We start from the raw sequence: 14,888 nt of genomic DNA, 5'->3' as shown, positions 1-14,888 counted from the left end.
GGCTGTCCGTTATATCTTTTTTTTAGTGTCATTTCGCAAGCTCATTCACCTCAAAAAAGGATGTCACTACCATCCTTAACTCAAAGCTAAGGCTTTTGCTATTTTCCCAAAGTGTAGTCGGTAAGCCAAGTTTTTCTAAGTAAGGTTACTAAGGATGTTGACGTATAAGATTTCCGAAGAAAATAGTTGCAAAACTTTAGTTTTACTTATTTTTGTCATCATAAAATTAGGACGATGCAATACGCTAAAAATATTCTTGAAACTATTGGAAATACACCTTTAGTAAAACTTAATAAATTAACTGCCGACTTACCATGTTTGGTATTGTCAAAGTATGAAACCTTCAATCCAGGAAACTCAACAAAAGACCGTATGGCTTTAAAAATGATTGAGGATGCAGAGGCTGACGGACGATTAAAACCAGGTGGAACCATCATTGAAGGAACCTCTGGAAATACAGGTATGGGATTGGCTTTAGCAGCCATTGTAAAAGGCTACAAATGTATTTTCGTAATTAGTGATAAGCAATCTAAAGAAAAAACAGATGTCTTAAGAGCACATGGAGCTGAGGTTGTTGTTTGTCCTACAGATGTAGAACCAACAGATCCTAGATCGTACTACTCAGTTTCTAAACGTTTAGGAGAAGAAACACCAAACTCATGGTACGTTAACCAATATGATAACCCAAGTAATGCCAAAGCACATTACGAAAGTACTGGTCCAGAAATTTGGAAACAAACCGATGGAAAAGTCACTCATTTTGTTGTTGGTGTTGGTACTGGAGGAACAATTTCTGGTGTTGGTAAATACCTAAAAGAACAAAATCCTGATGTGAAAGTTTGGGGAATTGATACGTATGGTAGTGTCTTTAAAAAATACCATGAAACAGGTGTTTTTGACGAAAAAGAAATTTACCCTTACGTTACAGAAGGTATTGGAGAAGATATATTACCAGAAAATGTAGATTTTTCTATCATTGATGGTTTCACTAAAGTAACCGATAAGGACGCAGCAGTATACACTCAAAAATTAGCCTTAGAAGAAGGTATGTTTTTAGGTAACAGTGCAGGAGCTGCTATCAAAGGCCTATTGCAATTAAAAGAACATTTTACAAAAGATGATGTTGTTGTCGTGTTGTTTCATGATCATGGAAGTCGTTATGTTGGAAAAATGTATAATAATGATTGGATGCGCGAGATGGGTTATATTGAATAAAAACGTATTATAACAATGTATATAAAGAGCAATTCAAAAGATTGCTCTTTTTTATTGGCCAATATGTATAGTAAATTACTTAGAAATTTGCAGTCATTACCTTTAATAATTAGCTGCTTTACATGTTGCTTTTAACGTGTTTTTGTGAGTTTATTTTCCGAAGATATTATATCTCATTTAAAGATAAAAATGTATGTTTTTTTAATTTAATCAACTTTACTTGTGTTTTAAATATCATATTATCAACTAGTTATAATAGATACGTTAAAATTCACTTGGACTAAGTAATTATACTTGTTTTTAATATTTGGGTACATCTACTTTAATACATATTACTGTTTTATAGGATCTTTGTATGGTAATTAAACTAATGATTTAATTGAGTAGCTACTAGCAGTTTATTTACAATGGTGGATCCTGAAAAACCGAAGTGAATAGAGTAGGGATAAAAATTAAAAGATTAGAAATAATGGATTATAACAAAGAACGAATTCGCGGTATCGAGTTAGCTAAAAAATTAGGCGCTACCAAAACAGCTGAAATAATCGCTGACCAAAAAAAAGATTTTCAAGATATTTTTAATACTGCTGTAGATGAACTTGGGCTTGAAGTTGTAACTACACAATTGATGAAAGCTTCTCCTGTTTGGGCTCATGCTGCACTTAGCTGTATTCCCGAATTAGGAAAACAACAACATGACGAATTAACTCAAAAGGCATTAGAATCACCTTCAGGAACCATAACTCCAAGCACCGAAATTACAACTGAGTTGAAAAATGAAACTGCTCCAAGTTTAGATTTTGCACGTCGTGCTAATTTAATGGGTGGTGAAATTTCAGCAATAAGTTTAAAAAATAAATTGGCTGCCAATTGTCAATTTACTGCCATGTGGTATGATGGTGGAGAAATACAACCAAAACATAACTATAATGATTGGAATAATTGGTTATGGAGTGGTACATTAACAGCAGGATGTGGTAAAAAAATGACATTAAATAGTATTGCTAAAAAAGTTCCTAATGCGCCTCTCAACAATGGAGATGTGGTTTGGATTTATGTATGGGTTGCAGGAGGTACTGATATGGATGGTAGAAAATTACTGACATCATATCAATTCACATATCAATCTGGTACACCAGCAACAGCCGATTTTGTTGCATCTGGTACTACCACAATCAATACACTTTCTGTAAATGGTATTTCAGGATTAAATTAAACGTAATTACAGTTTGTTATAAAAGCCTCTATATTTTTTTTAGGAATCCCATACTTTAATGGGATTCTTTTTTTTTTTTTTACTTTTATAATAATATAGTTATCAGTTATTTAAGCTTTATGTTAAATTTAATTTGTTGTGCACTGTTTATGTTTTCAATGTATTTAAGTATAAATGTTTTGAAGTCACTAAGTTCTGCGTCATAAAGAAAAAAATAACGTCATTATAAAAATGTGATCACAAAAAAACCAATCATTTAACAAACTAAACAATAAAAATTATGAGAACAATAATCAATCGATTGACTTTACTCGCAACGCTTTGCGTATTATTTTTTGGATTACACGGCTGTGAGGAAAAGCAAAAAGAAGAAACGAAGGAAGAAACAAAAGAAGAAACAAAAGTAGTACTAGTTGAATCCGAACAGCCTGAATATTTTCTGTTGCGACCAGAGCTAGAAAAAGCATATGGATATTCCCACGCTGTGAAAATTGGAAATAATATTAAAATTTCTGGAGCAGTAAGTATGGATGATGCAGGAAATCCAACGGCTATTGGAGATATCGAACAGCAAATGAAAAACTGTTATGCCGATTTGGAAAAAATATTAAAACACTATGGTTGCACGTTTGATGATGTAATAAAAGAAGATATTTTTACAACTAACATGGCACAAATGCTGGAAAAATCAGCATATCGTGCTGAAATTTATAAAAACGAATTTCCAACTGGCTCTTGGCTAGAAGTTAAAGGGTTAGCATTACCAGAATTTATGGTTGAAATTGAACTTGAAGTACATAAACCGGAATAAATTTACGAACGCACAACAAGGTATATAATCTATTGCAAGTTCTAACTTAATTACTAACTTTCCTGCAAAAGATTTCATTCGTTTTTTTTTGTTAAATTAGTTACTTAATAACACAACTGTACTTGCGCAACAACATGATATGAAGCTTGTAAAAATTCGTATGATGTAATAATCGCAAAGATGCGTTTATTAACAACGTCTAATATTTATCATTATAAAAAAATCAAAGTGACATCAGGAGTACCATGCCAACATTTACGATGTGTGATATTGCTAATTATTTTAGCTATGACTACATCTGTAAAAGCTCAAATATTTGAGCAAGTACAAGTTGCTGCAGGATTAGGGAATTTAGAAAATAATAATGGTGTTGCCGTTGCAGATTTTGATAATGACAACGACTTAGATATATTCGTTGTAGCTTGGGCTCAAGATGTAGAAAGTGATGAGAGCACCAAAAGTAAACTCTATAGAAATAATAACAATGGCACGTTTACCGATGTAACAGAACTTGTAGGTTTAACTAATTTACATCCTGTTATTGATGAAATTGATGATTTCTATGGACTCAAAGGTCTCAAACATGGTGTGTCTTGGGGAGATTATAATAATGATGGTTTTCCCGATTTAGTGTTTACACATTCAAATAAACTTCAACTCTTTATTAACCAAAATGGTACTTTTACCGAAGTTACTGAAGGTGCAGGACTAACTCAATTTAGTGAGTGTAGACACACAGGAGCAACTTGGTTTGATTATAATAATGATGGTTTTTTAGATCTCTATGTAAACGATTGGAATGCTTGTGATACCAACTCCCTTTATTTAAATAATACAAACGGAACGTTTACTAATGTTACAAGTGTAACAAACATGCAAGATTCAGGTAACAATGCTAGTTTTATGGCTGTGCCATTTGATATTAATAATGACGGCTGGATGGATTTATATGTGTCTAACGATTTTAATCAACCTAATAGCTTATTCGTTAATCAAGATGGGAATTCATTTGTTGATCAAGCGCAATTATATGGTTTAGATAATATGATTGATGACATGGGAATTGCTGTGGGCGATTTTAATCTCGATGAAAATTTAGACTTTTTTATTACAGGTATAGAAATGAATGACCTTCTAGAAAATGATGGTACTAATCATTTTTTTAATTCAAATACACTTAATAATCTAACTCAAACCGGTTGGTCTTGGGGAACACGTTTTGCAGATTTTGATCTCGATACAGATGAAGATTTAATCATTGTTAACGGATTTGAATTTCAAGATATCAGCACCCAAAATAATGTGTATTATAAAAATTTATATGCTGATGGTTCCTCTGGCTTTGACGATATTTCTCAGGCATTAAGTTTTAACGATCTTACCGTTAGTGTAGAAGCCATAGATTGGGATTATGATAATGATGGTGATTTAGATGTTTATATTTCCAACTCAGATCAACAATCTATTTTATACGAAAATAAATTACTCAATTTTGACGTAGTAAGCACCTTGCATTGGTTTAAAGTTAACCTTCAAGGTGTTGTATCTAATAGAGATGCTATTGGTGCAAAATTAACATTGCGTACAAGCGAACGTAGTTATGTGAGACATTATACAGGAGTTGGCTTTTTATCGCAGAGCTTGCAAGCTGTTCATTTTGGATTGTCTGATGATATACAAATTGATAATCTAGAAATTAAATGGCCATCTGGCCTTGTTGAAATTCATGAAAATTTAGATGTTAATACAACCATTTTAGCAATAGAAGGTCAAGGTTATTCAGTTTTAAACATTTTGCCAAGCCAGAAAATTTATGGATGCCTAGATCCGTTTTCGTGTTCCTATAATCCAGAAGCAACCATAGATGATGGATCTTGTATCTATCTAGATGCTAATGAAATTTCAGGAGCGTCGAGTTCTGGTTTTTTCAGAATAGAAACATACACGTATCCCATTGCAATTGGATCAACAGCAAATTGGTCTGTCACTGATGGAGAGATTATTAATGGTCAAAATACCAATACAATATCTGTAAAATGGGGTTTAAATGAAACAGGAACCATAAGTGTAAGAGAACATAATGGTAATTGTTATAGCCAATTTCAAAACTATACTGTACAATTAAGTGCCAGCGAATTGCCAGATGATGTGTCTATCGCAAGATTATGGAACGAAGTCTTACTCGAAGCCATTAGAAATGATTTTGCTAGACCAACCGTTCATGCACGAAACTTATTTCATACAAGTGTTGCCATGTATGATATTTGGGCAATTTATGATGACGAAGCAAATCCCTACCTTCTTGGTAATACGGTTAATAATTTTTCTACGGAAATGTTAGAATTTACTCCAATAGAGAGTATTGAAGACTCTAGACGTAAAGCTATAAGTTATGCCATGTACCGTTTGCTCACTTACCGCTTTCAAAATTCTCCAAATGCCGAAGCCTCACAACAACTCTTTGATTTAGTCATGGAGCAATTAGGTTATGAGACCACAAATACAGTCTCTACATTATACCAATTTGGTAATGCAGCAGCTTTAGGAAATTTTGTTGCAGAGACGATGATTAACTACGGAAATGGAGATGGATCAAGAGAGTTAGAGTCTTTTAATAATGCGTATTACAGCACAATTAATGAACCATTAGCACCAGCCATTGTAACCACAACCTTAATGAACGATCCTAACCGTTGGCAAGCATTAAGTTTGGATACATACATTGATCAAAGTGGAAATTTAATAGAAGGTTCAGTTGTTGAGTTTTTAAGTCCAGAATGGGGAAATGTTCATCCATTTGCAATGACTATAGAAGATCAAGTAACGTATAGTAGAGAAGGGGATTTATATAAGGTTTATAACGATCCTAGTGATCCTCCATATTTAAATCTAACTAACACTGATGCATCTAGCAATGCATATAAATTAGGGTTTTCTATGGTTTCTATTTGGGGATCGCATTTAGATCCTAGTGATAACGTACTATGGGATATTTCACCATCTTCAATTGGAAATACAGATATTACACAGTTTCCAACAAGTTACGATGACTACCCAAATTTTTATAACATCATAGAAGGAGGTGATATTGGTGAAGGTCATGCTTTAAATCCAATCACTGGTCAGGCTTATGAGTCGCAAATTGTACCTAGAGGTGATTATGCTCGAGTGTTGGCAGAGTTTTGGGCAGATGGACCAGACTCTGAAACGCCTCCAGGACACTGGTTTACAATTTTAAATTATGTGAATGAGCATCCACAATTAGAAAAGAAATTTGAAGGCGAAGGAGAACTGCTCGATGATCTAGAATGGGATGTAAAGTCTTACTTTATTTTGGGAGGTGCAATGCATGATTCGGCAATCTCGGCATGGAGTATTAAAGGATGGTATGATTATGTGAGGCCAATTTCAGCAATTAGAAATATGGCACTTTTAGGTCAAAGTACAAATGAAACGCTAAGTAATTATAATGTTGCAGGAATACCTTTAGTTGAAGGTTACGTTGAGATTGTTGACGAAAACGATCCTTTAGTTGGGGACGAAGGTGTTAACGTCATGAAAATAAAATTATACACTTGGCGAGGTCCAGATTATATTGAAGATGAATCTATTGATGAAGCAGGAGTAGGTTGGATTCTCGCCGAAAATTGGTGGCCATACCAAAGGCCAACATTTGTTACACCTCCTTTTGCAGGTTACGTTTCTGGCCACTCAACATACTCTAGAGCAGCTTCAGAAGTATTAACAAAAATAACCGGAAGTGCTTTTTTTCCGGGAGGTTTAGGTGAATTTACCGCCAATAAAAATGAATTTTTAGTGTTTGAACAAGGTCCTTCTGTAGATGTGAAATTGCAATGGGCAACTTATAGAGATGCTTCTGATCAAACGAGTTTGTCTCGTATTTGGGGAGGCATTCATCCACCTGCCGATGATATTCCCGGACGATTAATTGGAGAAAAAGTAGGAAACGATGCATTTGCGTTTGCGGTTCCTTATTTCTACGGAAATGTAACAACTTTCGAAACTAATAAACAAATTGTATATCCTAATCCTGTCATCAATAAAGAAGTGTTTATTACAAATTCTAATCATGATGACAATATTACTATCTTTGATATTAGAGGCAGACAAGTTGCTATTCTCAAGACAGAATTTAATGAGTTTGGTCGTGTAACTAAAGTCGTCTTACCTAATGCAACCGCAGCAGGATTGTATTTTTTAAATATTAATGCAACATCACAACTTTTAATTATTAAGAGTTAATTATTTATATGCACAGCACACTTTTAGAGTATATTCCTGAAAAGGCTATCCCAAAAATTACAGAACTACTATATGATGATAAATTAACCGTCAAAATAAAAAGCGAACGCAAAACTAGACACGGAGATTATAGACGTTTGCCTAACGGAAATCACCAAATCACCGTAAATTCTAATTTAAATTCTTATAGGTTTCTAATCACATTGATTCACGAAATTGCACATTTTGAAGCTTATAAAAACTACGGAAGATCCATCAAACCTCACGGATTAGAATGGAAACGCACATTTCAGCATATCATGTTGCCATTTATAAATCCAGATATTTTTCCTTCGGAAATTTTACCATTACTGGCACAACATTTTAAAAACCCAAAAGCATCCAGCGATACAGATGTTAATCTCGCCTACGCATTAAAGCAATTCGACGAACCCAACAATAAAACTTATATATTTGAAGTACCTTTGGGTCAAGCTTTTAAAATATACAACGGAAGAGTATTCGAAAAAGGCAAAAAAAGAAGAACACGCTATGAATGTGTTGAGCTTAAATCAGGCAAAATATATTTGTTTAATGCTAATGTAGAGGTTGATTTACTTAGCTTGGGCGACGTTTAAAAACTTAAATAGAAACTAAACTTATGCAAAATAAAAACAATTACGCCATATTAATGGCAGGTGGAGTAGGGTCTAGATTTTGGCCAGTAAGTACGCAGGATTTTCCTAAGCAATTTCATGATATGTTAGGAACAGGTGATACTTTAATCCAAAAAACGTTTAATAGATTAGCAAATGTTATCCCAAAAGAAAACATTTTCATTTTAACAAATGAGCGCTATAATGATTTGGTTTTTCAACAGTTACCAGAAGTGACTAAACGTCAAGTGGTTTTAGAACCAGATATGCGAAATACTGCACCTTGTATTTTATATGCTGCCTTAAAAATCCAAAAAGAAAATGAAGATGCGGTAATGATTGTGGCTCCTAGTGATCACTGGATTGAGGATGAAGATGCCTTTACCGCTAATGTGAAGCAAGCCTTTGATTATTGCTCAAAAAATGATGCTTTAATGACATTAGGAATACAACCAACGTTTCCTAATACAGGTTATGGATATATTGAGTATGATAAATCTTCTAAAGACAATATTAAGCCGGTTCATCAATTTAGAGAGAAACCAGATTATGAAACAGCTAAAACCTTTATAGATCAAGGGAATTTTTTATGGAATGCTGGCATTTTTATGTGGAGCGCAAAAAGTGTGGTAAAGGCTTTTAAAACAAATCAACCTGAATTATTTAGTCTTTTTGAATCTGGAATTGCCGTCTATAATACCGAATTTGAGGACGATTTTATAAAAGATAATTATGGAAAGGCTGAAAACATTTCTGTAGATTATGCACTCATGGAACAATCTCAAAATGTATTCGTAATTCCTGCTACATTTGATTGGAACGATCTTGGTACTTGGGGAAGTTTATATGATAAATTAGATAAAGATCCTGAAGGAAATGCTGTAGTAAATGCTAAAACGCTTACCGAAGATGCGTCTGGTAATATGATAAGAACACAAGCAGATAAAGTTGTTGTTGTAGACGGATTACAAGATTATATTATTGTTGATAAAGACGAAGTTTTGCTTATCTTTCCAAAGGCAAAAGAACAAGATATTAAAAAAGTCCTCCAAAATGTTAAAACTAAATTTGGGGAGAATTATGGTTAAAATATGAGTGAAGAGAATAAATTCAATTTTTCTGAAAAAGTAAATCAGCAGTCTACTAATGAGATGAATAAAGAGAATGCTGTAGAAGAAAAAAAGGAGGCTGTTAAAAAAGATGCTCAAGGTTTATGGAAAAGTATTACCACTTTTTTAAATGAACTTTTAGACTTTAGAGACGATACTGATCGTGATGCGACGATACAAGCTATAAAAGGAGATGTGCCTTTTAAAGGTGCAACCGCTTGGATTTTAGTTTGTTCTATAATGGTGGCTTCGGTTGGATTAAACGCAGATTCTCCTGCAGTTGTTATTGGAGCCATGTTAATTTCTCCGCTTATGGGACCAATATTAGGTGTTGGTTTATCCATTGCCATTAATGATATTGATACCCTAAAGAGGTCATTAATAAACTTAATCACAATGATTGTGCTGAGTTTGTTAACAGCATTTTTGTTTTTCTATTTCTTTCCTTTAAGTAACGATACATCAGAACTCCTAGGACGTGTTAGTCCAGATATTAGAGATGTATTGATTGCATTTTTTGGTGGATTAGCGCTAATTATTGCCCGAACCAAAAAAGGAACAATCGCCTCTGTAATATTTGGTGTTGCCATTGCAACAGCATTAATGCCTCCACTTTGTACAGCTGGTTATGGCTTGGCAATTGGAAATTGGGCTTACTTTTTAGGAGCCATGAATTTATTTACCATAAATACTATTTTCATTGCATTAGCAACCTTTATAGTGTTAAAGCTATTAAGGTTTCCTATGCTTAAATACGCTAATTCGGCTAAGCGAAGAAGAACAGCTAGATTTGCGGCTCTTGTTGCCATTGTTGTAATGATTTATCCTACAATTACATTTTTAAAAGTCCTTAAAGATAGTGGCTTAGAAAATGATTATAATTCGTTTATTAATGATGAGGTTGAGTCTAATCGTGAGCTTTGGTTTCAGGATGCAATTCCACATTGGGAAGAGCATACAATTTCCTTATACTTTAATGGTGAAGTGTCTGACGCAACTATTGCAGATTTGAAAAATGAAATAAAAAAATATGATAAAATAAAAGACTTTGAATTAGACATTAAAGGTAATAAGAGTAGAGGTATTGATAAAATCTCTGATGCTTATGATAGAGCTATTCGAGACCTAGATCAAAAAGATCTTATTATTACTGGACTACAAGAACAGGTTGAAGATTTGAAAAGCAGTATTACTCTTTTAAACAAGCAGATTGAATCAAAAAACACAACATCTAACACAGTTTCATTTACTAATTTGTCTCGTGATACCAAATTGAGATTTAGTGATTTAGAGTATTTTGGGTATTCCAAAATGTTAGAGTCAAAGGATTTTATAAATATTGATACCGTTTCTATAGCAAATGTGAGGTGGAAAGTTTCATTAGACGATAGTGTAGTTCTAGCTAAAGAGCGAGATTTACAGGTTTGGCTTAAAAATGAATTAAAAGTAGATACAGTAATGATTAGAAGAAATTAACCTTTTTCTTCTAAATACATTTGACGTACTTTTTTAAATAATTCTGAAGAGTATACAAAATCTGTTACCACTTCATTATCGGTTTTAAAGATGGTTTTATTTGAGCCTTCCCATGCTTTGAGTCCGTCTTTTAAGAATACAATTTTTTCACCAATTTCCATAACAGAGTTCATGTCATGCGAGTTGATTACAGTTGTGATGTTGTACTCGTCAGTAATTTCTTGAATTAAATTATCAATTACAATTGATGTTTTAGGATCTAGACCAGAGTTGGGCTCATCACAAAATAAATACTTAGGTTTATTTACAATAGCTCTAGCAATAGCAACACGTTTTTGCATTCCTCCAGAAGCTTCACTTGGCATTTTATGATGCGCATTCTCTAGATTTACACGTTTTAAAACAAAATCTGCGCGTTCTTCCATTTCGCTCTTACTTTGTTTAGTAAACATACGTAAAGGAAACATCACATTTTCTAATATGGTCATGGAATCAAAAAGTGCACTCCCTTGAAATACCATGCCTATTTCTGCTCTAAGGTTACGTTTTTCGTCATCTGTGAGATTAGAGTAAGGTTTGTCATCGTAAAGGATTTCTCCTTTTTCAGGAGAAAAAAGACCTAGAAGGCATTTAAGAAATACCGTTTTTCCAGAACCACTTTGTCCTATAACTAAACTCGTTTTTCCTTTTTCAAAAGTTGTGGTTATACCCTTTAAAATATGAGCATCACCAAATGATTTATGTATGTCTTTGACTTCTATCATTTGCTAAGTAGGAGTTGAGTTAATATATAGTTAAGAAGTATAATAACAACACTTGTCCAAACAAATGATTTTGTACTCGCTTTACCAACTTCAAGCGCTCCACCTTTCATATAAAATCCATAAAACGAAGGTATTGTTGCTAATAGAAAAGCAAATACAAATGTTTTAATAAACGCGTAAATGATATGAAAAGGAATAAAATCCATTTGAATACCTGTAATAAAATCCTCTAAAGTCCCAAAACCACCAAATATAACGGCAGCCATTCCGCCTAAAATTCCTAAAAACATAGCAATAGAAATAACAAAAGGATATAGCATCAAGGCAATAAATTTAGGAAACACAAGGTAGTTTAGAGCATTTATACCCATAACTTCTAAAGCATCAATTTGCTCTGTAACTCGCATGGTACCAATACTAGATGTTATAAACGAACCTACTTTACCAGCCATAATTATAGAAATAAAAGTAGGTGCAAATTCTAAAATTATAGATTGCCTTGTAGCAAAACCAATAAGATACTTTGGGATTAATGGGTTGTCAATATTTAATGCCGTTTGAATAGTAACAACACCTCCAACAAAAAACGATATAAATGCAACGATACCTAAAGATCCAATTATTAAATCGTCAATATCTTTTAATATCAACGTACGCATAACAGACCATTTGGTAGGTTTAGGAAACATTTCGGCAATCATTATAAAATAAGCACCAATATTATGAAGGTATGACATAGTAAAATTTGTTATGGTAAAAGTAAAAAATTAGAGACACTTATTTAACGTTAAAGTAAAAAGATGATAAACTAAATTCAGTATTTTTGAATCTTATAAACCAATCAGTCGTTTATGAGGTGTATTTATAAAGAACTAATTCTCAAAAAATGGGTCCTAACGAGATCAATAAAACAATCCAAATAAGCTTATGAAAATAGTAATTAAGTGCCTTTTTGTGCTAATGATAATAACATCATGTAATGCTCAAAAGCCTATTTCCGAAGAAAAAATAGAAGACACTAATCCAAAATTAGTAGTTGGAATAGTTGTAGATCAAATGCGTTATGATTATCTCACAAGATTTGAAAATAAATATAGTGATGGCGGCTTTAAACGTATGATAAACCAAGGTTTTAACTGCAAGAACAACCATTTTAATTATATCCCAACCTATACAGGTCCAGGACATGCTTCAGTTTATACAGGTACTACACCAAAAAATCATGGTATTATTGGTAATAATTGGTATGATAAAGAAATTAAAAGCATGGTTTACTGTGCAGGAGATTCTAATGTGTCATCTGTTGGAACTCAAGATGACGCAGGCCAAATGTCTCCTCATAGAATGAAAACAACAAGCTTCGCAGATGAGAACCGATTATTTACCCAAATGCATGGAAAAACAATAGGGATTTCTCTAAAAGATAGAGGTGCAATTTTACCTGCAGGTCATACCGCAAATGCTGCATATTGGTTTCATGGAAGAGAAGAAGGTGTTTGGATAACGAGCACATTTTATAGAAATGAACTCCCAAAATGGGTTTCAGAATTTAATACGTCAAATACCGCAGAATCTTATTTGAAAGTTTGGGATACGTATTACGATATTGAAACTTATACAGAAAGCGGCACCGACGAAAATACATTTGAAGGCGGTTTTAAAGGTAAAGACAAAGCAACATTTCCTTATGATTTAGAACAATTAGCAGCTAATAATCGTGGGTTTGATATCTTAAAAGCGACTCCCTACGGAAATTCTCTAACTACAGATTTTGCTATAGCAGCCATAAAAGGTGAGCAATTAGGACAAGATGATATTACAGATGTACTAACCCTAAGTTATTCATCAACCGATTATGTAGGTCATAATTTTGGAGTTAGCTCTAAAGAAATTGAAGATACTTACATACGCTTAGATAAAGATATAGAACGATTTTTAAAATTCTTAGATTCGCAAGTTGGAGAAGGTAATTATACCGTTTTCCTAACTGCAGATCATGGTGCTGTAGAGGTGCCATCGTTTTTACAATCTATGAAAATCCCATCTGGTTATTTAAACAATAAAGAAACTAGAACACGTTTTACAGATTATCTAAATACAAAATTTAAATCCTCAGATTTTATTGAGAACGTTAGTAATGATCAAATATTTTTAAACCGAAAATATATTGATAGCCTCGGTTTGAATATTAATGACGTGCAAGAAACAATGGTTAATGAGTTAATTAATTATGCACATGTAGAAAAAGTGTTTTCGGCTCATACCATGACTACTTCTAACTTTACAACTGGTATCGAATCCTTATTGCAAAATGGGTATAACCAAAAACGATCTGGAGATATTATTTTAGTAGCAGATCCTGCATATATTTCTTATGGTAAAACAGGTTCTACACATGGAAGCGGTTTAAATTACGATACACATGTTCCTTTATTGTTCTTCGGAAAAGGGATTAATAAAGGAGAAACGTATGATAAAACAGTAATTCCAGATATTGCTCCAACAATCTCTGCACTTTTAGGGATTAGTTTTCCTAATGCAGCAACAGGACGACCTTTAGGATTTGTAATCCAGAAGTAATGACTAAAAAAACACTCTATTCTGTAATAGCAATTCTCATCATTTTTGGAGTTTATGGTTACGAACATTTTCTTAAAGTAGAAGAAACTAACGAGATTATTGAAGAGGGAGCAAACGTAAAAACGAATACCAACGAATACTTTTTACCAACAAGTACAACTGGGCAAATTGTGCATCATGAAGGCTACTCATTATCATACAGTGAACCTCATGAACAACCAGAATGGGTAGCTTATGAGCTGAAAAAATCACATTTATCTAGTACCAATTTTAAAAGGCCATATTTTGAAATTGATAAAGCTGTAAAAACTGGAGCAGCACATTGGAAAAACTATAAAAAATCTGGATATGATCGCGGACATTTATGTCCTGCAGGCGATAGAAAGTACAGTCAAAAAGCACATGATGAGACTTTTTTAACAAGTAATATTAGTCCGCAACAACATAATTTTAATGCAGGAGTTTGGAATTCGCTTGAGCAAAAAGTAAGATATTGGGCAAGTAAATATGATGGTGTTTTTGTGATCACAGGTGGTATTTTAAAAGGAAATATGAAAACCATAGGTGAAGAAGAAGTAAGTGTTCCTAATCAATTCTATAAAGTGCTCATTGATAATAATACTGGTAAAACTAAAATGATTGCTTTTTTAATGCCTCATGAGAATTCTAAACAACCGCTTTATAAATTTGTGGTATCGGTTGACAAGGTTGAAGCGCTAACTGGTATTGACTTTTTTGCAGAATTAGAGGATAGTTTAGAGGATAGATTAGAGGCTTCTAGTAGCTATAAATATTGGAGTTTTAACTGAAGATAAACCT

11 protein-coding genes are annotated in these 14,888 nt (G+C 33.3%); 9 read left to right on the top strand and 2 right to left on the bottom strand.

The window, feature by feature from the left end; translation table 11 throughout:
* Positions 1 to 234 precede the first annotated feature (234 nt).
* From TD29_RS03105 to TD29_RS03075, 7 genes are all read left to right on the top strand, one after another.
* The gene (locus tag TD29_RS03105; RefSeq protein WP_040278828.1) at positions 235 to 1,215 is read left to right on the top strand and encodes a PLP-dependent cysteine synthase family protein; all 981 of its coding nucleotides are present in this window, start codon (positions 235 to 237) and stop codon (positions 1,213 to 1,215) included.
* A 469-nt stretch (positions 1,216 to 1,684) separates the two neighbouring features.
* Positions 1,685 to 2,431, top strand: a complete 747-nt coding sequence (locus TD29_RS03100; RefSeq protein WP_040278827.1) for a hypothetical protein — start codon at positions 1,685 to 1,687, stop codon at positions 2,429 to 2,431.
* Between the two features lie 280 nt (positions 2,432 to 2,711).
* Positions 2,712 to 3,242 carry a RidA family protein gene (locus TD29_RS03095; protein WP_040278826.1) on the top strand — a complete coding sequence of 177 codons (531 nt, stop codon included), beginning with the start codon at positions 2,712 to 2,714 and terminating at the stop codon, positions 3,240 to 3,242.
* A gap of 180 nt (positions 3,243 to 3,422) precedes the next feature.
* Positions 3,423 to 7,505 carry an FG-GAP-like repeat-containing protein gene (locus tag TD29_RS03090; protein WP_084203377.1) on the top strand — a complete coding sequence of 1,361 codons (4,083 nt, stop codon included), beginning with the start codon at positions 3,423 to 3,425 and terminating at the stop codon, positions 7,503 to 7,505.
* 8 nt (positions 7,506 to 7,513) lie between these two features.
* Entirely contained in the window at positions 7,514 to 8,122 is a 609-nt protein-coding gene (locus TD29_RS03085; protein WP_040278825.1) for a SprT-like domain-containing protein, read from the top strand.
* A 23-nt stretch (positions 8,123 to 8,145) separates the two neighbouring features.
* Positions 8,146 to 9,228: a mannose-1-phosphate guanylyltransferase gene (locus TD29_RS03080; protein ID WP_040278824.1), complete on the top strand. Its 1,083-nt coding sequence runs from the start codon at positions 8,146 to 8,148 to the stop codon at positions 9,226 to 9,228.
* Between the two features lie 3 nt (positions 9,229 to 9,231).
* Positions 9,232 to 10,725 (top strand): DUF389 domain-containing protein, encoded by a 1,494-nt coding sequence (locus TD29_RS03075; protein ID WP_052466956.1) that lies wholly within the window; start codon positions 9,232 to 9,234, stop codon positions 10,723 to 10,725.
* Here the strand turns inward: TD29_RS03075 and TD29_RS03070 are convergent.
* Together TD29_RS03070 and TD29_RS03065 are read right to left on the bottom strand one after the other, a co-directional pair.
* A complete protein-coding gene (locus TD29_RS03070) occupies positions 10,722 to 11,489 on the bottom strand; it encodes an ABC transporter ATP-binding protein (RefSeq protein WP_040278822.1) in 768 nt (255 codons plus the stop codon). The genes TD29_RS03075 and TD29_RS03070 overlap by 4 nt on opposite strands.
* Positions 11,486 to 12,226 carry an MlaE family ABC transporter permease gene (locus TD29_RS03065; protein WP_040278821.1) on the bottom strand — a complete coding sequence of 247 codons (741 nt, stop codon included), beginning with the start codon at positions 12,224 to 12,226 and terminating at the stop codon, positions 11,486 to 11,488. Before TD29_RS03065 ends, TD29_RS03070 begins: the two co-directional genes overlap by 4 nt.
* 190 nt (positions 12,227 to 12,416) lie before the next feature.
* Here TD29_RS03065 and pafA point away from each other — a divergent pair, with 190 nt between their 5' ends.
* On the top strand, positions 12,417 to 14,069 hold the full coding sequence (pafA, locus tag TD29_RS03060; protein ID WP_040278820.1) for an alkaline phosphatase PafA: 1,653 nt from the start codon (positions 12,417 to 12,419) through the stop codon (positions 14,067 to 14,069).
* Positions 14,069 to 14,878: a DNA/RNA non-specific endonuclease gene (locus tag TD29_RS03055; RefSeq protein WP_040278818.1), complete on the top strand. Its 810-nt coding sequence runs from the start codon at positions 14,069 to 14,071 to the stop codon at positions 14,876 to 14,878. Before pafA ends, TD29_RS03055 begins: the two co-directional genes overlap by 1 nt.
* Positions 14,879 to 14,888: the final 10 nt, after the last annotated feature.

The sequence above is a fragment of the Psychroserpens damuponensis genome (assembly GCF_000826655.1).
In the GTDB taxonomy this organism is placed as follows: domain Bacteria; phylum Bacteroidota; class Bacteroidia; order Flavobacteriales; family Flavobacteriaceae; genus Psychroserpens; species Psychroserpens damuponensis.
This window is presented reverse-complemented; position numbering and strand designations above follow the sequence as displayed.